This is a genomic window from Dactylosporangium sp. CS-033363, from assembly GCF_050942475.1.
GTDB lineage: Bacteria > Actinomycetota > Actinomycetes > Mycobacteriales > Micromonosporaceae > Dactylosporangium.
This window is the reverse complement of sequence record NZ_CP192032.1, coordinates 1,131,181-1,154,502: the sequence shown is the minus strand read 5'-3', so window position 1 is coordinate 1,154,502 and position 23,322 is coordinate 1,131,181. Positions and strand designations below refer to the sequence as shown.

Here is a 23,322-nt window from a genome sequence, read left to right as displayed (position 1 = left end):
TCGCCGCGGTTGTGGCGGCCGGCGTGCTGGTCGTCGTGCCGCAACCCGCGGTTGCCGGGCCGCCGCCGGCCGGGGTGTGCGATCGTCCGGCCGAGCCGGGCGAGGTGGTCAAGGAGACGCCCTGGCCACAAAGGACCTTCGGGACCGACCGGATCGGGCCGGCCGGCGACGGCAGGGGCATCACGGTCGCGGTCGTCGATTCCGGGGTCGACGGCGCCCATCCGCAGCTCGCCGGCCAGGTCCTCGCCGGGTTCGACTTTCTGCGCGACTCGGCCGGCGCGGATTTTGACTGCACTTCCCACGGTACCGCCGTAGCCAGCCTCATAGCCGCCCGGCCCACCCCCGGCGTCGGCTTCGCGGGGCTGGCCCCCGGCGCGAAGATCCTCCCGATCCGCGTGTCCGACCGGGAGGAGGGCACGGACGGCGAGGCGGCCAGTCCGGAGGTGTTTGCCAAGGCCATCCGGTACGCGGCGGATCACGATGCGCGGATCATCAACCTCTCGCTGAGCCTCGATCGGGATTATCCCGCCGTGGCCGCCGCGGTCGACTACGCCGTCCACGGCAAGGGTGCGCTCGTCGTCGCCGCGGTCGGTAATCACCACGCGGGCGCGACGCCTCCGCCGATCGGCGAGGGGCGCGCCGCGACGGTGGACGATGCGCCGTCGTACCCCGCGAACTACCCCGACGTCCTCGGCGTCGGCGGCATCAACCAGGACGGCACGCGGCTGGACGAGTCACAGGTCGGCACCTATGTCGACCTTGCCGCGCCCGGCAATGTCGTGCTGGGGGCGACACGCCAGCGCGGCCACCAGTACTGGAAAGGCACCAGCTTCGCCGCCCCGCTCGTCAGCGCGGCCGCGGCGCTGGTGTGGTCCGCGGAGCCCGGCCTGTCGAACACCGACGTGGCGTGGCGGCTGGAGGCGACCGCGGACCGGATGGCGGGATCGGCCCGCAGCCCCGAGTTCGGGTACGGCCTGATCGACCCCTACCGCGCCCTCGCCGAACACCCGCCGCGCCCCCAGACGGCCGATACCCCGGCGCCGATCCCACCCGCGCTGCGGGACCCGGCCGGCGCGGCCCGGAGCGATCGCTGGCAGGCCACGGGCCGCATCGCCGCCGCGACAGGACTGGGGCTGCTGATCGCCGCACTCCTCGTCGGCACCATGCGCGCGGCGGCAAGGCGAGGCCGGGCGCGCAACTGGCGGCCAGGCGCGGCAAGAGTCAACCAAGACACAAAGCGAGACCCGGAAATCGAGCCGGAGCACGTCTTCTACGCCCTACCGAACCGCCACGACTGACAGCCGCGCGGCCAATGCGCGCCAGCGCACCAAAAGACCGCTTCAGATGCCGCCAATCTGCGCGAATACCATGCAATCTGCGTAAATACCCTGCCGGGCGATAAGTCCGAAATGTCGGTTGGCTCGGCCACGAGCCGGCCGACATTTCGCCTAAACCCGAGGAACACGCCCACCCTCAGGCACCGACGGCGCATCAATCACCCCGCGAGGCCGCTCCACCGCCCACAACTCCTCGTCCTCCTCATCCCGCCGCCGCAACGGCACAGCGGGACGGGCCCCCGAACCGCCCCAAGGCGACCCACCAGCCCGCCGCCCGGCGAGCCGCTCCCCGGGCGGCAGCCCATTCCCCCGCCCACCCATCCGCTCGCCCTCAGGACCGACGTGACCAGCAGGGCCAGAGGAACCCCGCCGGCCGCTCAGCCGCGGCGGCGCCGGAGGACGAGGCGCCGGTGGCGTCCGCTGTACCCCGGGCCGCGGCATCTCCTCCGCGACATTCGGACCGTGCACCGCCCCCGGCCGCCGGCCCTTCGAGCCGCGCAGGTTCGGGTTCCCACCCACCGGCGGCATCGGCGGCCGCGGCGCACCCGGTTCGGGCGGCGCCGGCCGCAGGCCAGCGAGATTCGGGCGCAGACCCCCAGGACCAAGCCGCTGCGTACCAGTCCCGGGAGAACCAGGCGAGCCAGGAGCGCCAGGAGAACCAGGAGCGCCGGGAGAGCCAGGAAACACCGGCACGACCGGCACGACCGGCACGCCAAACACCGGCGGCACGACAGGACCGGCCACCGGCGGAGGAACAATCGGAGGAACGACCGGCGGAACCGGCGGAGCAACCACACCCCCGGCCAAGATCAGGTGATCATCCGGGAAGCCGGGCGCACCAGGAACAACCCCCGGCGGCGTGCCGAGCGAAGGCGGCCGCAACAGCGGCGGCGGCGGAATGTGTCCGGCCGGCCCCCCACCGCCCGACAACGACGGCGGCACCGCCACAGCGGCGTTCGTCGGACCCTTGTACCGCGACCCGTGCGTCAGGAAGTTGAAGTACACGTTGAGGTACGTGTCGGCGAGGTCCTTCACGTACGGCTTGATCTGCTCCGTGTAGTGCTGCACCAGCCGCTGCTTGCGCGCCTCCTCGCTCTCCACGATCGAGTAGCCGCCCGCCTTGCCCGTCGTGACGTTCGACTGGTTCTGCTCCGAGCCGGCCACGCTGCCCGGGTTCTTGATCGCCGCCACGTACTCGTTCCAGACCGCGAGGGCCCGGCGCTGGTTGTACTTGATCGTGCTCGCCAGCACGTCCAAGCCCGTGGCGTTGGTGTGGGCGACCTCTTTCCACTCGTCGATCGAGGACAGCGAGGCGCCGATCTCCCGCAGGAAGACCTGGGACGCGTCGGAGCTCCAGGTCGCGGCCAGCTCGTCGGTGTACCGGCGCAGGTTGCGGCCCGTGTTGTCCAGCAGGGTGTGCACCCGCCGCCACATGTCGGCCAGGGCCGTCGCCCGCGCGTCCGAGTCGATCTGGATCCACGGCCACATCAGCTCGATGGTCGTCGTCTCGGCGTCCCACGGGGTCGGCGTGTAGTCGACGATCTGCTTCGACGGGTCGTAGTTGTCGTAGTGCGACACGCTCGGGGGCAGCGTGTAGCGCACGTACCCGTAGTACTGGTCGGCCATCGGATTCCCCCGTCTCAGCGCTGCCGCAGCGGGTCTTCGGGGGCGCCCATCATGTCGTTCTCGTTGCCGGGCACGGAGTACGCGTTGCCGCCCTCGCCGACCGTGAAGCCCTCGTCCCACGAGTTGAAGTACGAGCCGGCCACCGGTGCCGGCGAAGAGGAATTGGAGGAGGTGGCGGACTGCACCGTCGAGCGCCCGTCGCCGGGCCAGAACACGTCGTAGACGTCGTCGACATTGGCCCGCCCGACGTCGTCCCCGCCGACGTACTCGTAGTAGATCCCCAGAGCCGCCTGCGCGATCGCCTGCAGGCTGTACGAGACGTCCTGCAGCATCTCGCCCGTCGCCGCGAGCGCGTTGGCGTGCACCCCGCGGTACAACTTGGCTTCCCCGAACCCGGCGAACGTCGACTGCACCTTCGTCATCGGCAGCACGCCGTCGCGCAGGTTGGTGTTGAAGTCGTCGATCTCCTTGCCGACCAGCTGCACGTAGTCGGCGAGGCTGGCCACGTTGACCTTGATCGGCGAATGATCGACCGGCGCCCAGGCGTCGTGTCCCGGTTTCGGCCCGTACTCGTCCGTGGCCATGTCGCCCCTCCCCGCCAGCCGATCGACCTCACTCAATCATACCGGTCCACGCACGATCGGTGACCATCGTTCAGGCCGGAGGCGGTCGCCACGCCAGCTGGACCAGCCGGCCGCCCTCCTTGCGGGTCACGTAGTACCCGCGCCCGGGCGGCTGGTGGGCCGAGCGCACGTTGCCGAGCAGGGCGCCCTCGTCCCGCTCGCCGGACAGCAGCACCCCGGGCGAGCCGAGCTCCCGCAGGCGCATGAGCACCGGCTCGTACAGCGCGCGGCTGGCGCCGCCGGTCCGCCGGGTCATGATCAGGTGCAGTCCCAGGTCGCGGGCCTGGCTGAGGTAGTCCAGCAGGTGCGTGATCGGGTTGGTGGTCGCCCCGGCCACCAGGTCGTAGTCGTCGACCAGGACGTACAGCTCCGGGCCCTTCCACCAGCTGCGGGTGCGCAGCTGCTCGAGCGTCACGTCCGGGCCCGGCAGCCGCGCCTTGAGCACCGCCGTGACCTCGGCCATGATCGTCTGGGCGGTCGGCGCGGAGGTGCCGGTGCCGATGAGGTGCGGGCTGTCGAACGCGCCGAGCAGGCTCCGGCGGTAGTCGATCACGATCATCCGGGCCTCGGTCAGCTCGTACCGGTCGATGATCGACTGCCCGAACGCCCGCAGGAACGCGGTCTTGCCCGCCGCCGAGTCACCGAACAGCAGGAAGTGCGGGTCCTGGTCGAAGTCGACCCAGACCGGGTTCAGGTCGGCCTCGGCGATCCCGATCGGGATGCCGGCGCGCTCGCGATCCGTGACGGGCAGGCTCTCGTACGGCAGCATCGCCGGCAGCAGCCGCACCGGCGGCGCCCCCGCGGCCGGCCAGGCCTGGCGGATCTCGCCGACCAGCTTCTCCACGCCGTCGGCCAGGTCCTCGGCGCTTGCCTGCCCGTCCACGCGCGGGAGCGCGCCGAGGAACTGCAGGCCGCCGGGGACCACGCCGCGGCCGGGCGCGCGGTCGGGCACGTTCTGCGCCGCGCGCCGGTCGAGCTGGGAGTCGCCGGGGTCGCCGAGGCGCAGCTCCAGGCGGCTGCCGAAGAGGTCCCGGATGGCCGGCCGGACGTCGTTCCAGCGGGTCGCGGCGGCGATGACGTGCACGCCGTACGTGAGGCCGCGGTTGGTCAGGTCGTTGATCGTCCCCTCGAGGTCCTCGAAGTCGGACCGGATCGTCGACCACCCGTCGACCACCAGGAACACGTCGCCGAACGGGTCGTCGGCGTGCTGCCCGGCGCGGCGGGCCCGGCGGTAGGCGGCCATCGAGTCCACCGCGGCCGCGGCGAAGCGCCGCTCGCGCTCGGCCAGCAGCACGTTGAGCTCCGCGACCGTGCGCCGCACCGCGCCCGGGTCGAGCCGGGTGGCCACCCCGCCGACGTGCGGCAGCTCGCGGAGCGCCCCGAGCGCCCCGCCGCCGAAGTCGAGGCAGTAGAGCTGCACCTCGCGCGGGGTGTGCGCGAGGGCCAGGCTGAGGATCAGGCTGCGCAGGACCGTGCTCTTGCCGCTGCCCGGGCCGCCGACGACGACCGCGTGCCCGGCCGACCCCGCGAGCTCCCACCACAGCGGGTCGCGGCGCTGGTCCAGCGGCCGGTCGACGATCCCGAGCACCGCCCGCAAACCACCCCGAAGAGCCGTCGCCTGTACCGTCAAGCCTCGCTCGTCATCCACGACGCGCTCGGGCAGCAGGGCGTCGAGGGTCGGCGACTCGTCGAACGGCGGCAGCCACACCTGGTGCGCCGGTGTGCCCTGGCCCCGCATCCGCTCGACGAGGAGGTCGAGCAGGCTCTCGCCGACCGCGCCCTCCTCCTCGGAACCGTCGGCGGGCTCCTCGGTGACGGGCGGCGCGACGTACCCGCCGACGTAGTCCCGCACCACCGGCCCGTGCCCCGCCGCGGCCAGGGCGACGGCGCTGTCGCGGCGGTACACCCCGGAGACGTACGCCGCGCGGAAGCGCCGCAGCGGCTCGGTGCCGAAGCGCAGGTACCCGTGGCCCGGCGAGCGGGGCAGCTCGAACGCGGCCACGTCGCCCAGCACGATGCGGCTCTCGACGGCCGAGAAGGTGCGCAGGCCCATGCGGTACGAGAGATGCGTGTCCAGGCCCCTGAGGCGCCCCTCCTCCAGCCGCTGCGAGGCGAGCAGCAGGTGCGCGCCGAGGGATCGCCCGACCCGGCCGATCTGCACGAACATGTCGATGAAGTCCGGCTTGGCAGTGAGCAGCTCGCTGAACTCGTCGCAGATGATGAGCAGGCTGGGCAGCGGGGCGAGCGGCACGCCGGCGGTGCGGGCCTTCTCGTAGTCGCGCTGGGACGCGTAGTTGCCGGCCTTGCGCAGCAGCTCCTGGCGGCGCAGCAGCTCGCCGTTGATGGCGTCGGTCATCCGGTCGACGAGGGGCAGCTCGTCCGCGAGGTTGGTGATCACCGCGCTGGTGTGCGGGAGCACGTCGAGCTTCGTGAAGGTGGCGCCGCCCTTGAAGTCGACCAGCACGAAGTTGAGCACCTCGGGGCTGTGCGTGACCGCGAGCGCGAGCACCAGCGTGCGCAGCAGCTCCGACTTGCCGGAGCCGGTCGCCCCGATCAGCAGGCCGTGCGGGCCCATGCCGTCCTGGGCCGACTCCTTGAGGTCCAGCTCGACCACGATGCCGTCGGGCGACCAGCCGATCGGCACGCGCAGCCGGTCCCGCTGCGGCCGCGGGACCCAGTGCCGGGCCGGGTCCCAGTCGTCGGGCGGGCCGAGCTCCAGCAGCTCGGCGAGGTCGACGGTGCCGCCGGTGCGCGGCTCGGTGCGCGAGGACGCGGCCAGCCGCAGCGGCGCCAGCTGCAGGGCCAGGCCCTCCATCTCGGCCGCGCTGAGCCCGTCCGCCCGGCCGACCTCGGCCCGGCCCTCGAAGGTGCTGCTCGACAGCGCCCCGTCCGGCTCGATCCCCAGCACCAGGGCGGTCTGGTCGAGCAGCCGCGGCGGTGCGGTGGACAGGTCGAGGACCGTGACGCCCTCGACCCCGCCCTCGGTCATGAGATGGTCGGAGCCGAGCGGGTCGCCGCCGTCGAGCACGACGATCACGTGCGGCCCGCCGACCCGCTCGGCCCCGCTGACCGGGTTGAACCGCGGCCGCGCGCCGAGCACGTCGTCGAGCATCGCCTCCAGCCCCCGCACGCTGCCCGAGATCAGCCGGAGCCGGCCCAGCGCGTCGTTGCGGCCGGGGTGCAGCGCGTGCGGCAGCCACTTGGCCCACTCCCAGTGCGCCGCTCCGGCCGGCCCGGCGCACACGGCGACGAGCAGGTCGTCCGGGGCGTGGAAGGCGACCGCCTGGGCGAGCATCGCGCGGGCCAGCGCGCGGACGCGGTCCGGCTCGCCCTGCAGGTGCACCCGCGCGAACCCGTCGAGGGCCATCACGATCGGCAGGTCGTCGACGGTCGCGTACGTGGTCATGAACCGGCGCAGCGCGACCGCGCACATCGGGTCGAGGTCCTCCAGCGGCCGGCTGGCCGGCGGCACCAGCGGCGTCGCGAGCTCCTGCGGCCCGCGCGCGATCCGCACCATGCCGAAGTCGGCGTCCCCGGGCCGGCGCTCCCACAGGCGCTGGCTGGCCGGAATGGACCAGAGCGCATCGGGGTCGGGGTAGCGGTACAGCAGCGTCGCCCTCTGCTTCTGCCCGGCCCGCCGCACCTGGCGCCGCCGCTGCGCGAGGTGGCGCAGGTAGTCGCGCCGGGCGAGCAGCATCTGCTGCCGGCCGGGCCCCGCGCTCTGGCCGAACTGCGAGGCCAGCATCCCGATCGCCGACAGCCCGAACATCGCCCCGGTCAGGTAGGCCAGCGGCCCGCCGCGCTGCCCGGCGAACATCAGCGCCATCGCGCCCGAGCCGGCCAGCATCGGGATCACCATGAGCAGCTGCGCCCAGCCGCGCCCGGTCGGCGCCGGCACCTCGGGCGGCGGCTCCAGGAGCACCTCCCCCGACGGGTACTCGGGCTCGGCCCGCCGCGCGGGTCGCCGGCGCACGACAGTGCTCACGCGAGCCATGCTAAACGGCGGGCTGCTACGTTGGGCACCTTCGATCGAGCGGCGGACGCAGGGAGCACGGGGATCGATGGCCGAGAACGTTGGTGCCGGGCTGGCCCGGGTCGTCCTCGCCGCGCCGAAGCGCCGCCTCGACCTCGCCCTGCCGGTGCAGATCCCGCTGGCCATGCTCATGCCCGGGGTCCTGCCCCGGGCCGGTGAGGGCCTGGCCGACGACGGCCTCGACCACGGCGGCTGGGTCCTGCGCCGCACCGACGGCAGCACCCTGGACATGGCCCGCACCCTGGCCGCCCAGCACGTCCACGACGGCGAGATCCTGCACCTCGCGCCGCGCTACGAGGAGTGGCCCGAGCTCGAGTACGACGACGTGGTCGACGCCATCGCCGCCGGCGCCCGCCGCTACGGCACCCCGTGGACCCCGGCCGCGACGCGCGTCACCGGCCTGGCGACGGCGGTGCTGCTGCTCCTGGGCACCCTCGCGCTGCTCCTGGGGGAACGCCTCGGCGTCGCCGCCCTGGTCGTCGCCGCCTTCCTGCTGGCCGCGGGCTTCGCCGTGTCCCGCACGCTGCCCGACGCGACCGCGGGCGCCACGCTCGGCTCGGTCGGCCTGCTCTACGCCTTCACCGGCGGCCTGCTCGTGCTCGCCGGCGACGAACCGCTGCTCCGCCTCGGCGCCCCGCACCTGCTCACGGGCGCGGGCGCGCTGCTGGTCGCGGCGGTGATCGGCTACCTCGCCATCGGCGCCGCCGTCCGCCTCTTCGTGGCCGGCATCGCCATCGGCGCCCTGGGCGTCCTCGCGGGCCTGCTGGGGCTGAGTTCCCTGGGCGCCCCGGAGTGCGCGGCGGCCCTGGTCGGTTCGCTGGTACTGCTCGCGCCCGCCCTGCCCCTCGCTTCCGTGCGGCTGGGCCGGGTGCCGCTGCCGCAGCTCCCCCGCACCTCCGACGACCTGCTCAACCAGGACCCGCCCGCACCGGCCGCCGCGACGTACGCGACGGTGGCGCGGGCGGACGAGATCTTCACGGGCCTGCTGCTGGCCTTCGCGGTGCTCAACGTCGTCTCGTTCTGGCTGATCAGCCGGTCCCCCGGCGTCGTGACCGCTCTGCTGGTCGGCGTGGTGGCCGCGGCGAGCCTGCTGCGGGCCCGGCTCTTCTCGACCGTGCGGCACCGGCTCCCGCTGCTGCTGACCGGCCTCGGCGGCGTGGCCCTGCTGCTGGCCCGGCTGGCGGACGCCGGCGTGGCGGTGCAGCTGGGCGCGGTGGTGGCGCTGCTGCTGGTCGCGGCGCTGGCCGTGGCCGCGGGGATGCGGTACAGCGCGCGGCCGCCGTCGGTCTACCTGGGCCGGGCGGCGGACCTGCTGGACGTGCTGCTGGTGCTGGCCACGATCCCGATCGTCGGCCAGGTCCTGGGCGCCTACGCCTGGGTCCGCGGCCTCGCCGGCTAGGGCTTTCAGAACAAGGACCCTAGGCCTCGACGACCTCGCCGCTGTCGTCGACCGGGGTGAACGGCTCGCCGCGGACCAGGCGGGTCAGCGCCTCGTCCGGGGTCGCGCCGACCAGGAACTCGCCCGCCTCGTGCAGCAGGAAGATCCGGCCGTCCGCCGCCGCCACGAGGTCGCTCGGGCCGTCCTCGTACCAGGCCAGCGGGAACACCGCCTGCCCGAGGTCGCCGGCGAACTCGACGAACAGGTCGACCATGACGCGGCCCTCGGACGGCCAGAACTCCACGTCGAAGCCGCCCGTCGCCACGCCCGGCCGCTTGAGCTGGCGGAAGGTCAGGCCGCCGAACTCGTCCAGCAGGCGGCGGGCGACGGGGAAGATCGGGAGGCGGCCGTCCAGGCCCGAGAGCCAGGTCGAGACCCACGCGGCGACGTTGCGGTCGGAGCGCCAGCCGGCGGCGGTGAGCACGTGCCGTACATCATCCGGAAAACGCCGCCGGGCGGACATTTCCAGCTCGTAGAGCTCCGCGACGCCCCGCGGGGAGAGGGAGGGCCAGGTGGTCAGCTCGCCCGACTGCTTGTCGATCACGGCCAGCGGGGCGCCGATGACGGCCGGCGGGCGGTCGGGGTCGGAGGGCGGGACCTTGGCCCAGGCGACATAGCCGAGCTCGAACTCGTAGAGGCCCACGTCGCCGCCGCTGACCGGGAGGCTGGCCAGGGCCCAGGGGCGGGCGATCCGGGTGGCTTCATCAGGCGTCACCAATGCGCACCTCCGTGGTTGCTGGCCTATCGTATGCAGCCGGGCACCGCGCGAAGCGGGGAGGGATCAAGCGGACATGCCGTCGCGACGCGAACAGATCCAGTCGTACCAGTACCTGATGCGGCGCGTCGTGAACGCGTTCGTGGCCGGGGAGGCCGATCCCGCGCAGTCGCCGACGCGGCGGCTGGCCGGGGCCGGGTACGCCAGCGTCATGATCGCCCTGCTGGTGCTCGCCGTCGTCGGGGTGATCGGGCTGGTCCGGCACGGCGGCAACACCAGCTGGCAGGCCGGCAACGCGGTGGTGATCGAGAAGGAGACCGGGACCCGCTACGTGTACCGCGACGGCGTGCTCTACCCGGTCGCCAACTACGCGTCGGCGGTGCTGGCGATCGGGCAGCCGGCTACGACCGTCTCGGTGTCGCGGGAGTCGCTGACCGGCGCGACCCGCGGGCCGCTGATCGGCATCGCGGGGGCGCCCGACGCGCTGCCGCCGGCGGGCCGGATGAGCGGCGCGCCGTGGTCCATGTGCGCGGTCGCGGGGCGCGACTCCAGCGGCGGCGCGACCGTCTCCAGCCAGATCCTGGTCGGCACCGCGCCGACCGGCGGGCGGGGCCTCGGGGACGCGGCGATCCTGGTCCGGGCGGCCGGCGGGCCGTCCTTCCTGATCTGGAACGCGCACCGGTACCGCGTGGAGGCCCAGCGCACCCTCGCCGCCATGGGCATCGACGCCCAGCCGCGGGTCCTCGTCGACGAGGCGTGGCTCGGCACCGTGCCGCAGGGCCTGCCGATCGCGCAGCCGCAGGTGGACAACCGCGGCAAGGCGTCCAGCGCGATGAAGAACAACCTCATCGGGCAGGTCCTCACGGTGACGGTCGGCGGCGCCACCACCGGCTACCTGGTGCGGGACAGGGACATCCTGCCGGTGACCCAGGTCGAGCAGGCGCTGATCCTGGCGGATCCGGGCACTTCAGTGGCGTACCCCGGCGCAAGTCCGCAGGCCCGGGCGATCCAGGCGTCGGACGTGGCCAACGTGACCAAGGCGAGCCGGGCGCGCTCCGACCTCGATCCCCCCGCCCAGGTGCCCTCGATGGCGGCCGTCGACCCGGCGGCGACGCTGTGCACGACGTGGGCCGGCGGGCAGGGCGGCCCGACGTTCGTGATCGACGCCGACCGGCGGCCGGAAGGGGCGGGCATCGCGTCCGGCGGCACCGCGGCCGACCAGGTCGCCACGCGGGTCGTGGTGCCCTCGGGCGGCGGGGCGGTGGTGCGCTCGGCCCAGTCCACCGGGGCCGACGCGGGCCAGATCTTCCTCGTCACCGACCAGGGCCGCCGGTACGCCCTGATGAGCCCGGCCCAGCTGGCCTGGTTCGGATACGGCGGGGTCAAGCCGGTCGAACTGCCGTCGTTCGTGGTCGCCCGGGTGCCCGCCGGACCGGGTCTCGACCCGCGCGCGGCCCAGCGGCCACTGACTGGCTGACACCTTGCCACTACGCTATGTGGGCAAACTTCGATACCGTGAGATTCATCAGTACCGAACGGAGGGGGGTCTGACGATGGCTGGCAAGGGCGTGACCACCAACGCCGCGGTCATGGCGCGGACGGCACAGGAGATCGACGGGGCCGCGGACCGGCTCACCAGCATGTTCAGCAAGCTGATGCACGAGCTCACCCCGCTGCAGTCGGCCTGGGTCGGCGCGGCCGGCTCGTCGTTCCAGGGCGTCAAGGACCGCTTCGACGCGGACGTGGCCGGGCTGAACATCGCGCTGCGCAGCATCGCGCAGGCGGTGTCGACCGCCGGGCGCGACTACACCCTGAGCGACGACGAGATGCGCGCGGAGATGCAGCAGGCCGGAGCGGGCGCCGGCGAGATCACCCGCGCCCTGATGATCAACTGAAGCTGGAACGGGGAGGATCACCATGGCCGGGGACGAGATCGTCGTCGAGTTCGCCGCACTGAACCAGGCCGCGGCCGACATCAGCGCCGCGCTGGCGTCGATGCAGGCGGAGCTGGACGCCGTGAACCAGCAGGTGGCGCCGATGACCGCGAGCTGGCAGAGCGACGCGCAACAGGCGTTCGCGCAGCGCAAGGCCGAGTGGGACACCGCCGCTCAGGACCTGCACCTGCTGCTCAACGGGATCAAGGGCGCGATGCTCAAGTCCGCCGAGATCATGCAGGCCCGCGAGCAGGCGAACGTCGCCAAGTTCACCCGCTGACGGCGCGGCCCGGGAACGCGTCGGCGAACGCCTCGTGCACCGGGGTCCGCGGCAGGCGGTCGTAGATCGCGAAGACGACGCGGTCGAAGCACGGCACCCGCTCCAGCGCCACCGCGAAGGCCCGGGCCACCTCGGCCGGGACGTTGCGGAAGACGCCGCAGCCCCAGGCGCCGAGCACGAGTGTCCGGTGCCCGTGCGCCGCCGCGACCGCCAGCACCCGGGTGGCCCGGCGGCGCAGGACCTCGGGCACGTCGTCGGCGTCCGCGCGCTGGTTGCGCAGCACCGCGCCCAGGTTCGGGGCGGCGGCCGTGAGGAAGCTGGTCTCGAAGGGCTCGTCCAGCACGTTGCCCTTGTCGTCCCGGAAGCACGGGACGCGCGGGGAGTAGATGACGCGGTCGCTGTACCGCAGATCGCGCTGGTGGCGGTGGAACTCGTAGAACGCCGGAGCGGTGCGCTGGCAGGCGTAGAGGGCCGAGGCGCGGGCCAGGCTCTCCTCCTGCGCGACCGCGCCGCCGAGGAAGCCGCCGCCCGGGTTCTTGGCCGAGGCGAAGACCAGGGTCGCCGCCCCGGCACCCACCCGGCGCGCGGCGACCAGCGTCGACTCGTGCGTCACCTCGATCGCGACGGCGGCCGCCGGGGTGCCCGCCGCGACCGGCTCGTCCGGCTCGACCAGGCGGGTGCCGGCCATCGCGGCGCGCACGGACGCGCCGACGTCGACGGTCGCCCCGCGGGCGTTCAGGTAGTCGCCCCGCTCGGCGATCGCCACGGTCTGACGCGCGATCTCCCGCAGGCGGCCACTCACGGGCGTCACCGTAGCAGCGGGCACCCCTGACAAACGACACAGTTCTGCCGCCCCCACCGGCCCTATCGTGCGAAGACATGAGCGAACCGGTATCCCAGCAGCCCCAGCAGCTCCCCGAGAGCGCCCGCGCGCGCCTGGGGCGGACCCAGCAGGGCAAGCCGTTCTTCACCTCCGACCTGTCCGTCAACGAGTTCGTCCTGACCACGCAGACCGGGTTCCAGCCGCTCGGGCTGGTGATGGGCACCTGCATCTACCACGTCGGGCTGCAGGCCTCGCGCTGGAGCGTGAGCCAGGAGCTGCAGGTGCTGAGCCAGGCGATGTACCAGTGCCGCGAGCTGGCCATGGCCCGCATGGAGAGCGAGGCGGACGCCCTCGGGGCCGACGGCGTGATCGGGGTGCGCATCCGGTCGCTCAACTACGCGTTCGCCTCGGACGTGCTGGAGTTCGTCGCCGTCGGCACCGCGGTCAAGTCCACCGGCGGCCAGTCCTACCGCACCCCGGCGGGCCGCCCGTTCACCTCGCACCTGAGCGGCCAGGACTTCTGGACCCTGCACCGGCACGGCTGGCTCCCGCGCGGCCTGGTGCTGGGCACGTGCGTCTATCACATCGCGCACATGACGTTCCGCCAGATGCTGTCCAACGTGGGCCAGAACGTCGAGCTGACGAACTTCTCCCAGGCCGCCTACGACGCGCGCGAGATCGCGATGGACCGGATGCAGTACGAGGGGCAGCTGCTGCAGGCCGACGGCATCGTGGGGGTGAGCGTGGAGGAGTCCGCCTGGGAGTGGGGGCAGCACGCGATCGAGTTCTTCGCCATGGGTACCGCGGTGGCGCGCCTGCACCCGGACGCCCAGCCCGAGAACCCGACCATGGTCATGCCGTTGACGTGAGCCGCTGCAGGGCCTCGACCGCGGCGGAGTCGGCGCCGGCGACGCGCACCAGCTCGCCGGTGAGCTCCCGGCACCACGCGTCGGCGCTGCACGCCTCGGTGGACAGCACCACCCCGCGCGAGACGTGCCGGATCACGGTGACGGGCCGCGCGCCCACGCCGTCCCGCTCGATCTCGAACCGCCGCCCGTCCAGGTCCACGTGCACCGCGAGCACGGCCGGCTCACGGCCGCCGAGCCGCGCCTTGAGCCGCCCCTCCCGCCGCACCTCGACCAGGTGCGCGGGGAGCGCGGCGGACAGCACGGCGATGAGCATCCCGCCGAACAGCGACAGATCGTCGGCGCCCTGCCGCAACCGCGCCGCGACGAGCTCCAGGTCCAGGTGGGACTCGGGATTCACGCGCCCATGGTACGGCCGGTGCCCAATACCATCACCGCGTGCGCGACGAACGGCGGCTGAGCCGCCCCGCCCGCTGGTTCGTGGCCGGCTACGGCATCTCGGCCGTCGGTACCGGGCTGTGCTACCCCTACCTCGCGCTCTACCTGCACGACGTCCGCGGCCTCCCGGCCACCGCGAGCGCCGCCCTCCTGCTGCTCCTGGCCGGCGTCGCGGTGCCGGCCTCGCTCTACGGCGGCGGCCTCGCCGACCGCCGCTCCCCGCGCTCCGTCGCGCTCGCCGCGCTGGTGGCGCAGGCCGCGGGCTGGCTGCTCCTCGGCGCCGCCCCGCACCCGGTCGCGCAGGCGGCCGCGCTCGTCGTCATCGGCGCCGGGACGGGCCTGTTCCTGCCCGCCGTCGTGCCGGTCGTGGCCGCCCTGAGCCCGTCCGAGGCGGTCCGGGCCAGGACCATGTCGCTGCGGTACCTCCTGCTCAACCTCGGCCTCGGCGCCGGCGGTGCGATCGGCGGGCTGCTGCTCGACGGGGCCGGCCCGGGCGTCTACCACCGGCTCTTCGCCGCGAACGGGGCGAGCTGCCTGGCCTACGCCGCGATCGTCCTGCTGCTCGTGCCCGTCGGCCCCGCACCCGCGCGCGGGGCGGGCGAGGTGCCCGCGCGGTTCCGGCCCGGGTTCGACCTCGCGCTGCTGTTCGCGGCCGAGCTGCTGCTCGTGACGTTCGGGCTGGCGCAGGTCGAGTCCGGGGTGCCGCTCGCCGTCCGCGAGCAGCTGCACGGCTCCACGCGGCTGGTGGGACTGCTGTTCGCGCTCGGCACCGCCGTCGTGCTCGTCGCGCAGCTGCCGGTCGCGCGCTGGGTGGAGCGGGTGCACAAGACGCGCGCGCTGGCCGGGATGGCGCTGGCGTGGGCGGGCGCCTGGCTGCTCGGGCTGGTCGCGAGCGCCGCCGGCGAGCGGGCCCGGCCGGCGCTGCTCGTGGTCGTCGTCGTGGGGTTCGCGCTCGGCGAGTGCGCGTACAGCCCGGCCTTCTACACGCTCGTCGAGCGGCTCGCCCCGCCGGGCGCGCTGGGCCGGGCGAGCGGGGCGGCGTGGGCGGTGTTCCAGGCCGGCAACACGGCCGGGCCGCCGATCGCGGTGCTCGTGGTCGCGGGCGGGGTCTCGCTGTGGCCGATCCTGGCCGCGGCCGCCGTGGGAGCGGCCGGGCTGCTGCTGGTCCTCGACCGCCGCCAGCACCGCGGGCGCGTCACCGCCCCGGTTGTGGAATAGACGACGGTCGAGAAAAGCAGAAGATCAGGAAGCGCGGCTCGCCGAGCGGCGGCGGGCGGCCACGAGAACGGCCGCGCCCAGCGCGACCAGGCCGACGCCGATGCCCGCGATCAGCAGGATGTTCAGGCCGGTCTTGGCGAGGTCGTCGCCGCCGCCGTTGTTGCCGTTTCCGCCATTGCCGCCGTTACCGCCGCCGGGGGTCGGGGTGGGGGTTTCCTCGGGCGTTCCGCTCACCACGACGACGATGGGCATTCCGCCGTCGCCGTCACCGCGGACCGGCGCTTCGGCGCGCGCCGGGGCGCTTACCGAGAGCATTGTGCACACGGCCGCGAAAAGCAGGGCAAGGCGGAGGTACGGATGAAACACGGCTGATTTCATGAATGGTCCGTTCCGGCGTCATGTGCAAATCGGGGACGGCATTTCCCGGGCCCGTCGAAGAACCTCATGCGGTCTTGATGCGCCAGGCCGCATCCCCGCGGTCGCGGCGCGGGCCCGCCGGGGTCTCCTGGGTGCCGCGGGTCAGCCGGTCGACCGCGCGCGGGGCCTCCCGCAGCAGGCGCCGGCCCTCGGTCAGCAGGGCGTCGGGCAGCGCCGCCAGGAACCGGCCGACGTTGTACTGGCACTCGCGGGCCCGCAGGTAGGAGCGGTGCGAGACGGCGACCGGCACCCCGTCCAGCTCGACCCGCCAGACCCAGTGGCCGCTGGTGCCGAGGGCGGTGGACACGGCGTTGAGCCGGTCGGCCGCGTGCACCACGCCGAGAACGGCCTCGCGGCACTGCGCGTCGGTGTCGAAGGGGCGTTCCCCGCGGCCGAGTATGCGATTGTTGGGCGAGCACAGCATCCATGCGGTCCGTTGTTGCCGGTCGACAACGGATTCGTCATCGTCGGGTGTGATGATCGCCAGGAAAATGAACCTCGGCGGCAGCATGTGGACATTCCTCCCCGAATGTTCGTTACCGGCGCTCCGGAAACGCTCGTAGCGTTGACGGCGCGCAGGCCACCGTGCTGACCCTCGATATCGGCGATGACGCGCTCCGCGTTCCTGCCCACACGCCGGACATGCACGAGATGAACATCAAGAAACGAGGAAAAAACCATTCAGCAGTAACACCTGACCGATCAGGTGATAGCCACGGTTGCCTTTAGCGTGCCTTAGGAGAGTCTGTGCGCCGGATTTGAGGCTGAATGCCCGCTGTGAACGCACTGAAAGCGATCGTCCGCACCCTGACAGTGCGAACGACCGCTTCAATACACGACGGCTCAGGAGCCGGATTGCGAGCGTTTGCGCGCGCCGTAGCGCAGCCCGACCCCGATCGCGATCATCGCGACCGCGCCGCCCGCCAGGGCGACGATGTCGGTGCCGGTGACCGGCAGGTTGCCCCCGTTGGCCGCGGGCGTCGGGGAGATCGTGTCCGTCGCGTCCGGCGTGGGCGTGCCGGTCTCGGTCGGCGTCGGCGTGGCCGTCGCGGTGGGGGTGGCCGTCGCCGTGGGGGTCGCGGTGGCCGTGGGCGTCACCGTGGCCGTCGGGGTGACCGTGTTCGTGGGCGTCGGCGTGCCCGGCGTGGTGCCGTGCACCACCCAGCTGCCGTCGGCCGCGAAGTCCACCTGGACGGCGTCGACGTAGGTGCCGGTCCCGGCGCCGGTGCGGCAGTCGACCATGAACAGGAACGACTCCGCGCCGCCGTTGCCGGCGATCACCTGGACCGTGGCCATGTCCTGGATGAAGTGGCCGCCGAAGCCCGCCGTCTGGATGAGCGGCGCGGTCACGTTGTCGGAGATGGTCTGCTCGACGTGCAGCAGGTCGATCGTGTTGACGTTGGCCAGGTTGGTGCCGGCCGCGCATTTCGTGGTCGTCGACCAGTCCGGCGTGGTCTCGCCGGTGCCGAAGGTCGGGTTCAGGTGGAGGCCGCCCATGACGATGCCGTCGGGCAGCGGGTCGGGCACCGCGGGCGAGGCGATGGCCGGGATGAGCATGCTCACCCCGATCGCTCCGAGGGCCGCCGCGAGGGCGAGACCCAGCCGCTTCGAGCGCGTGCTCTTCATGAGGGAGGGGACCTTTCTGCAAGAGTCGAGAGCGCTGAGCAGAGCTCAGCCGAATCGGCCGTTGACGTAGTCGGAGGTGCGCGGGTCCTGCGGGGTCTGGAACATCGCCTCGGTCGGGCCGTGCTCGACGATGTACCCCGGCTGGCCCTGCTCGGCCAGGAAGAACGCGCAGTGGTCGCTGACCCGCTGGGCCTGTTGCATGTTGTGCGTGACGATCACGATCGTCACCTCGGCGACCAGTTCCTTGATGGTCTCCTCGATGACCCGGGTCGAGGTCGGGTCCAGGGCCGAGCAGGGCTCGTCCATGAGCAGGACCCGGGGCCGCACCGCCAGCGACCGCGCGATGCACAGCCGCTGCTGCTGCCCGCCGGAGAGCGCTCCGCCGGGCTGGCGCAGCCGGTCGGCCACCTCGCGCCACAGGCCGGCCTTGGTCAGGCACTCCTCGACCAGCCGGTCCTTGTCGCTGCGGGCCAGCCGCCGGCCGGTGAGCTTCAGCCCGGCGACGACGTTGTCGTAGATGGACATCGCCGGGAACGGGTTGGGCTTCTGGAACACCATCCCGACCTGCCGGCGGGCGTCGGTCAGGCGCCGGGACGCGTCGTAGATGTCCAGGCCGTCCAGCATCACCTCGCCGGCCAGCGTGGCCCCGGGCACCAGCTCGTGCATCCGGTTGAGGATCCGCAGGAAGGTCGACTTGCCGCAGCCCGAGGGGCCGATCAGCGCGGTCACCTTGCCGGCCTTCATGGACAGCGTGACCCGGTCGAGCACCTGGCGCTCGCCGAACCACGCGCTGATCTCCCGCGCGTCGAGGCCGGCCAGCGAGGGCAGGTCCCGGTGCACGCCGAGGTAGTCGTCGTAGGCGACGAGCGCCTCCTGCGAGCTGACCCAGGCCGCGTCGGTGAGCGTCGGCATGGCCGCGGTGTTGTCTTTCGCTGGAGTCACCGTGAGTTCCCTACGTCCGTCGAAGTTCAGATCAGGTTCGGCAGCAGCTTCGCGACCTGGTCGGCCGTGGCCATGCCGAGGAACGCGATGACCGGCACCCCCACCAGCCAGGTCTGCCAGACGCCCCAGTACACGCGCGCGGCGGAGAGCAGCACGACCGCGATCAGCAGCGCCTCGCCGATGAAGACCAGCGGGAACCACACCGTGGTGTCGATGGCCATGACCTGCTCGGCCGGCTGCAGCTGCGAGCTGCGCAGCACGAGCTGCGGGGTCTCCTGCACCTTGGAGGTCAGGTCGGCGTCCACGCGCAGCGCGTCCGTGGGCACGAACATCCCGCCGTACGCCGTGGTCAGCGTGACCCGCCCGGCGCCCGTGGCCACCCGCGGCGGCTGCGGCATCCCGCCGTGGCGCACGTCGAGCACCTTGAACTCGTTGCGCCCCTGGCCGGTCGTGATGGCGAAGGTGTCCCCGGGCACGAGCGTGGCGAGGCTGCCGAACGGCCCGCCGTACGTGGTCGCCTTGCCCATGATCACGCTGACCCCGGCCTGGCCCGGCAGCGGCGTGTCGCGCCGGTGCCCCGGGCCCTTCTGCAGCACGCCGCCGGTCGTCCCCTCGAAGACGACCTCCTTGAGGTGCAGCTTGGGGATCTCGAGCACGGCGACCGGCCGGCCCAGCTGCAGCAGCTTCGAGTCCTCCTCGGGCCGCCACTGGCTGGTCGGCGCGGTGGCGAAGGCCAGCTCGGTGCGGAAGTTCGCGAACTCGGTCAGCTGGGCGCGGTCGTGGTGCAGCTTCGAGATGAAGCCGGCGTAGAGGCCGAAGCCGAGCAGCGTCAGGGACAGGATCGTGACCATGGTCGTGAGGACCTGCACGACCGGCGGGGCCACCCGCTTGGGGCGCGGTGGCGGCGGCGCGACCGGGCCGAACGCGGGCGGCGGCGGGACGGCCGGCCCGGGGGCCGGCAGCACGTCGGTCGCGGTCATCCGGACGCCCCGGTGTCGGCCGTCTCCTTGGCCGCCGCCTCCGCCGACTTCGCCGCCAGCGCCTTGCGGCGCAGCTCCTCGACCGTCTCCTGGCGCGCCTTGGCCACCGCGTCGGCGAGCGTGCGGCTCTGGCGGCCGCGGCGCATCCGGCGGATCTGGCGGACCGCGAAGAAGCCGCCGACGAGCAGGATCAGGATCGCGAGCACGGTCCACGGCGTGGCCCACATGAACGCCTCGGCCTCGACCGCCTGCGGCTCGTTCGGCGCCTTGGGCAGCCCGAGCGCGGTGATCTGGCTCGGCACCGCGCGGACCTTCACGGTCATCGGGCCGAGCGGGAAGACGCCGTCGAGGTGGACGGTGAACTGCACCCTGGCGCCCGGCAGCAGGTTGGGCAGCGTGGCCGCGGTGACGCCGGCGACCTTCAGCCAGAACAGGCCCTTCACGGCGACCTCGGGGCTCAGGTTGAGCCGCACGTTGCCGGTGTTGTGCACGGTCAGGGTCACGTCGGTGCTGCCGCCGCCGACCGGGTTGGCGGTGGGGTGGTAGGCGGCGCTGACCGACTCGACGGTGATGCCGGGGTTGAGCGGACCGGCGATCCGCATGTACAGCGGAACCCCCAGCCGGCGGTCGACCTTCACGGGACCGTTGGTGCTGTTCTCCTCCACACCGATCGAGGCGAGCACGCCGCCGGTGTGGTCGCCCGGCGTGGCGGTGGCCGGGACGGTGATGGTGAACGGCTCGATGGCGCGCTCGTTGGGCTTGAGGGTGACGCTGTTCTTCTGCAGCTTGACCCACGAGCCGAGGTCGGTGGGCTGTTCGGCGGCCGGCTGCAGCTGCAGCACGCCGCCGTTGCCGTTGAGCGCGTCGGTCGCGTAGATCTGGAACGTCACCGGGTCGGCGCTGAAGTTCGTCACGGCCACGTAGTCGTGGATGACCGTGCCGGGCTTGATGTCGGCGTACGAGAACTCCTTGCGGCTGTCCGGCCCGCTCGCGCTGGACGGCTGGGCCGACCAGGTGATCGAGCCCGACGGCGTGGGCTCCGCGCCGGCCGGGTGGCCCGGCAGCAGGATGGCGGCAACGGCGAACAGCAGGCCGAGCAGGGCGCTGATCGCACGCGAGGGGCGCGGAGAGGTCATCGCAGCACGTCCATTTCGGGTCGGGGGAAGTTCCGGGAGGAGCCCGCGGACGGCGCCGCGCGCTCCTCCCGTCGTGCTAGGGGGCCTTAGGCGAGCGGGGTGCCGCCGAGGCCGGTGATCGTGATCGTCGCGGCGTACGTGCCCGGCTGGGTGCCCCGCGGGAAGTCCAGGAACAGGGCCGCACCGAGCTTGCTGTCGCCGAGACCCTTGCCGGACTGCGCGCCACCGAGGCTGCTGGCGCTGGTCAGGCCCGGGTTGACGCCCGTGCCGACGCCCGCACCGGCGGTGACGTTGGAGGCCGCGTTCTGCGCGACCACCGACGGCTGCCAGCCGAGGCTGGTGCCGGAGAACTTCTTGGTGGCGTCGTCGGTCTTGGTGAAGTCGCCGACCTGGCCGGTCACGGACCAGCCGGGAACGGTCTGGTCGCGACCGTCGGAGACGTTCACGTTCTTGAGGCTGCCCTCAGCGTGGAAGTGCCGAGCGTCGCCCGTGCCCTGCAGGTGCGCGATGCCCATGTCCACGATGCCCGGGTCCACCGTCATCGCGAACACGCCCTGCTCCTGCGGGACCCCGACCTGGATGGTCTCGGTCGCCGACTGGGTGTCGCTGGCGACCAGGACCGACGCCGCGGAGGACGTCGAGTCGCCGTACGCCGCCGAGTCGGTCGCGTGGAACGTGGCGGTGATGCTGTGGTTGCCCAGGCCGAGCGCGGCCGAGGAGAAGGTGAACGTCCCGCTGCCCGCCGGAGTGGTGAACACGCTGGTGCCGTTGTCCTTGAACTCGACCGTGCCCGCGGCGGCGGCCGGGGAGACCGACGCCGTCACGGTCACGTTGGTGCCCGGGGACACCGTCTGCGAGGCCGGCGAGACCGTGGTGGTGGTCTGCGCCTGCACCGGGCCCGAACCGTGGATCTGCCAGCTGCCGTCGGCGGCGAAGTCCACCTGGACCGCGTCGGTGTAGGTGCCGTGACCGGCACCCGTGCGGCAGTCGATCAGGAACAGGAACGACTCCGCGCCGCCGTTGCCGGCCAGCAGCTGCACCGTCGCCATGTCCTGGATGAAGCTGCCGCCGAAGTTCGGGGCGAGCACCAGCGGACCGGTGACGTTGCTCGAGATGGTCTGCTCGACGTCGAGGAGGTCGATCGTGTTCACGTTGGCCAGGTTGGTCCCGGCCGGGCAGGCGGTGTCAGCCTTGAAGGTCGGGGTGACATCGGCGGCACCGGACGTCGGCGTCAGGTGCAGGCCACCCATGTTGATGCCCGAGGGCAGCGGGTTCGGCACCTGGGCCTGGGCGATCGAGGGAGCGAGCAGGGTCGCGCCCATCGCCCCGAGCACCACACCGGCCACGAGGGCCCGGCGCTTCAGGGAAGTGGTCTTCATCAGGGGCTACACTGACCTTTCTGATAGAGGGCAATGCCCGCTGCACAGCCCTGGACGACCCTGGGGATTGGCCCCCCAGGGAGACTGAGTGGTTGGTTCGGGGTCCAGGTCGCTGTGCGAAGGTCCGGTGCCCGGCCGGCGATCGGCCGGCCAGGCACCGGCCCGGTTTCACGGTTGTCAGTCGGTGCCGAAGGCCCGGAGGCTGTCGACGATCGCGCCGCAGGTGTGACCCAGCGGAGCGGCGTTGAGCAGGCCGAAGCCGTAGCTGAGGATCACCGAGGACTTGCCGCAGAGGCCCTGGCCCGGACCGAAGACCGAGTAGAGCTTCGCGTCGAACGCGGCGTTGCCCACGTTGACCTTCTTCCACTCGACGACGTTGAAGACCTCGCGGCGGATGATGAAGGTGGCGTTGAGGCCGCCCGTCTCGACCGTCGGGAAGTTGCCGGCGAGCGGGTTGCTCGTCACGTTCGGCGTGACGCCGACGTTCACGAGGCTGTGCAGGTGGGCGCCGTGACGACGGTCGTTGTGACCGTTGCGCTGCGAGACCCACTGCGCGATCGAGAACGGGGCGATGCCGTTCGGGTCGTTCTGCAGGACCGTGCCGTCGTGCTCCTCGACGAGCGCGCCGTTGTAGTCCGTGCCGGTCCACATGTGGTCGTGCAGCCACGCCGGAACGGTGCCGATGCCCAGCTTGCTCAGCCAGAACGAGCGGGTGCCCGAGCCGTTCTGCGGGATGTACAGGTGGATCGGGGTGGCGCCACCGGTGCACGGCGTCGCGTTGCACTGCGGGTCGTACGTGGTGCCGTTGATCGTGACGGTCTGGCCGTCACGGTAGAGGCGCTGCAGGGTGCCCGTGCCGGTCGCGGCGTTGGTCGGGTCGTAGCTGAGCGCGTTGTAGTTGGCCGCCGTGGCGTCGCCGAAGTGCGAGCTCGCCACGCCGACCGCGTCCAGCGCGAACGGGATGTAGACCCAGCGGCCGGTGTTCGACTGCGAGGTGCCCGGGTCGCTGGAGGACCGGGCGAAGTCGATGCAGCCCACCTCCGGCAGGTCGACCTCGTCGGCGAACGGGGCGGCGATCGCGGCCGCCACGTTGCCCGACTGGCGCAGCGCGGTGACGCCCTGGCCGGAGCCGTTCGGACGGTTGAAGGAGCAGCCGCGCTTCGGCGTGATCACCGCGTGCTGGGCCTTGGTGTTGGGGTCGATGGCGTCCCAGGAGCCGACGACGCCGAGGCCGATGGCGTCACCGGCACCGTTGACGACGTCCTGCGTGGTGTCGGAGCCGACGCCCACCAGGTCCGAGACCGGGTCGGCCGAGGCGGGCCCGGCCACGCCGAGCACGAGGCCCGTGGCGACGGTCGCCGCGGCGATACCGCTGACCATCAGTCGCCGCACGAGCCGCTTGGTGTTGATCATGTGCGTCCTTTCCTGCGATGGGGGGAGCGACAACATCTTGTGGAACCGAGCCTCGGAGCCGATACCGGATGTGTGTAGAAGGTGGCGATACGTGCTGG

General features: G+C 72.8%; 21 protein-coding genes. 7 read left to right on the top strand and 14 right to left on the bottom strand.

All coding sequences use genetic code 11. The features are described from left to right. The first annotated feature begins 179 nt into the window (after window positions 1–179). Window positions 180–1,298, top strand: coding sequence for a type VII secretion-associated serine protease mycosin (gene mycP, locus ACQPZ4_RS05290; protein WP_433066270.1), 1,119 nt, complete (start codon window positions 180–182; stop codon window positions 1,296–1,298). 150 nt (window positions 1,299–1,448) lie between these two features. Here mycP and ACQPZ4_RS05285 read toward each other — a convergent pair whose 3' ends face one another. The 3 genes from ACQPZ4_RS05285 to eccCa form a co-directional block, all read right to left on the bottom strand. Further along, window positions 1,449–2,963, bottom strand: coding sequence for a WXG100 family type VII secretion target (locus ACQPZ4_RS05285; protein WP_433056687.1), 1,515 nt, complete (start codon window positions 2,961–2,963; stop codon window positions 1,449–1,451). A 14-nt stretch (window positions 2,964–2,977) separates the two neighbouring features. Beyond that, complete coding sequence (locus ACQPZ4_RS05280; protein WP_433056685.1) at window positions 2,978–3,547, bottom strand: hypothetical protein; 570 nt, start codon at window positions 3,545–3,547, stop codon at window positions 2,978–2,980. Between the two features lie 70 nt (window positions 3,548–3,617). After that, window positions 3,618–7,571, bottom strand: a complete 3,954-nt coding sequence (gene eccCa, locus ACQPZ4_RS05275; RefSeq protein ID WP_433056683.1) for a type VII secretion protein EccCa — start codon at window positions 7,569–7,571, stop codon at window positions 3,618–3,620. Window positions 7,572–7,647: 76 nt separating this feature from the next. Between eccCa and eccD the strand changes: the two genes are divergently transcribed. Next, window positions 7,648–9,018 carry a type VII secretion integral membrane protein EccD gene (gene eccD / locus ACQPZ4_RS05270; RefSeq protein WP_433056679.1) on the top strand — a complete coding sequence of 457 codons (1,371 nt, stop codon included), beginning with the start codon at window positions 7,648–7,650 and terminating at the stop codon, window positions 9,016–9,018. Window positions 9,019–9,037: 19 nt separating this feature from the next. Here eccD and ACQPZ4_RS05265 read toward each other — a convergent pair whose 3' ends face one another. Beyond that, entirely contained in the window at window positions 9,038–9,772 is a 735-nt protein-coding gene (locus ACQPZ4_RS05265) for an SUKH-3 domain-containing protein (protein WP_433056677.1), read from the bottom strand. A gap of 76 nt (window positions 9,773–9,848) precedes the next feature. Here ACQPZ4_RS05265 and eccB point away from each other — a divergent pair, with 76 nt between their 5' ends. From eccB to ACQPZ4_RS05250, 3 genes are all read left to right on the top strand, one after another. Beyond that, window positions 9,849–11,249 (top strand): type VII secretion protein EccB, encoded by a 1,401-nt coding sequence (gene eccB, locus ACQPZ4_RS05260; RefSeq protein ID WP_433056675.1) that lies wholly within the window; start codon window positions 9,849–9,851, stop codon window positions 11,247–11,249. A gap of 76 nt (window positions 11,250–11,325) precedes the next feature. Then, window positions 11,326–11,667 carry a WXG100 family type VII secretion target gene (locus ACQPZ4_RS05255; RefSeq protein ID WP_433056673.1) on the top strand — a complete coding sequence of 114 codons (342 nt, stop codon included), beginning with the start codon at window positions 11,326–11,328 and terminating at the stop codon, window positions 11,665–11,667. A gap of 22 nt (window positions 11,668–11,689) precedes the next feature. Next, complete coding sequence (locus ACQPZ4_RS05250; protein WP_433056671.1) at window positions 11,690–11,986, top strand: WXG100 family type VII secretion target; 297 nt, start codon at window positions 11,690–11,692, stop codon at window positions 11,984–11,986. Here the strand turns inward: ACQPZ4_RS05250 and ACQPZ4_RS05245 are convergent. Beyond that, a complete protein-coding gene (locus ACQPZ4_RS05245) occupies window positions 11,976–12,788 on the bottom strand; it encodes a TIGR02452 family protein (protein WP_433056669.1) in 813 nt (270 codons plus the stop codon). The two genes, ACQPZ4_RS05250 and ACQPZ4_RS05245, sit on opposite strands and share 11 nt — an antisense overlap. A gap of 77 nt (window positions 12,789–12,865) precedes the next feature. Between ACQPZ4_RS05245 and ACQPZ4_RS05240 the strand changes: the two genes are divergently transcribed. Next, entirely contained in the window at window positions 12,866–13,678 is an 813-nt protein-coding gene (locus ACQPZ4_RS05240; protein WP_433056667.1) for a heavy metal-binding domain-containing protein, read from the top strand. Here the strand turns inward: ACQPZ4_RS05240 and ACQPZ4_RS05235 are convergent. Further along, window positions 13,662–14,075, bottom strand: coding sequence for a hypothetical protein (locus ACQPZ4_RS05235; RefSeq protein ID WP_433056665.1), 414 nt, complete (start codon window positions 14,073–14,075; stop codon window positions 13,662–13,664). The genes ACQPZ4_RS05240 and ACQPZ4_RS05235 overlap by 17 nt on opposite strands. A gap of 38 nt (window positions 14,076–14,113) precedes the next feature. On the opposite strand from ACQPZ4_RS05235, the gene ACQPZ4_RS05230 reads away from it, so the two are divergent. Further along, window positions 14,114–15,331: an MFS transporter gene (locus ACQPZ4_RS05230; RefSeq protein ID WP_433056663.1), complete on the top strand. Its 1,218-nt coding sequence runs from the start codon at window positions 14,114–14,116 to the stop codon at window positions 15,329–15,331. Between the two features lie 24 nt (window positions 15,332–15,355). Here the strand turns inward: ACQPZ4_RS05230 and ACQPZ4_RS05225 are convergent, their stop codons facing one another. From ACQPZ4_RS05225 to ACQPZ4_RS05190, 8 genes are all read right to left on the bottom strand, one after another. Continuing rightward, window positions 15,356–15,709 carry a hypothetical protein gene (locus ACQPZ4_RS05225; RefSeq protein ID WP_433056661.1) on the bottom strand — a complete coding sequence of 118 codons (354 nt, stop codon included), beginning with the start codon at window positions 15,707–15,709 and terminating at the stop codon, window positions 15,356–15,358. Window positions 15,710–15,773: 64 nt separating this feature from the next. After that, entirely contained in the window at window positions 15,774–16,259 is a 486-nt protein-coding gene (locus ACQPZ4_RS05220) for a hypothetical protein (protein ID WP_433056659.1), read from the bottom strand. Window positions 16,260–16,591: 332 nt separating this feature from the next. Continuing rightward, the gene (locus tag ACQPZ4_RS05215) at window positions 16,592–17,374 is read right to left on the bottom strand and encodes a hypothetical protein (RefSeq protein ID WP_433056657.1); all 783 of its coding nucleotides are present in this window, start codon (window positions 17,372–17,374) and stop codon (window positions 16,592–16,594) included. Window positions 17,375–17,419: 45 nt separating this feature from the next. After that, window positions 17,420–18,316: a phosphate ABC transporter ATP-binding protein gene (locus tag ACQPZ4_RS05210; RefSeq protein WP_433056655.1), complete on the bottom strand. Its 897-nt coding sequence runs from the start codon at window positions 18,314–18,316 to the stop codon at window positions 17,420–17,422. Window positions 18,317–18,342: 26 nt separating this feature from the next. Further along, window positions 18,343–19,296, bottom strand: coding sequence for a sortase (locus ACQPZ4_RS05205; protein ID WP_433056653.1), 954 nt, complete (start codon window positions 19,294–19,296; stop codon window positions 18,343–18,345). Continuing rightward, window positions 19,293–20,432: a WxL protein peptidoglycan domain-containing protein gene (locus tag ACQPZ4_RS05200; protein WP_433056651.1), complete on the bottom strand. Its 1,140-nt coding sequence runs from the start codon at window positions 20,430–20,432 to the stop codon at window positions 19,293–19,295. Before ACQPZ4_RS05200 ends, ACQPZ4_RS05205 begins: the two co-directional genes overlap by 4 nt. 86 nt (window positions 20,433–20,518) lie before the next feature. After that, window positions 20,519–21,811: an Ig-like domain-containing protein gene (locus tag ACQPZ4_RS05195; protein WP_433056649.1), complete on the bottom strand. Its 1,293-nt coding sequence runs from the start codon at window positions 21,809–21,811 to the stop codon at window positions 20,519–20,521. Between the two features lie 177 nt (window positions 21,812–21,988). Further along, on the bottom strand, window positions 21,989–23,224 hold the full coding sequence (locus ACQPZ4_RS05190) for a hypothetical protein (RefSeq protein WP_433056647.1): 1,236 nt from the start codon (window positions 23,222–23,224) through the stop codon (window positions 21,989–21,991). Window positions 23,225–23,322: the final 98 nt, after the last annotated feature.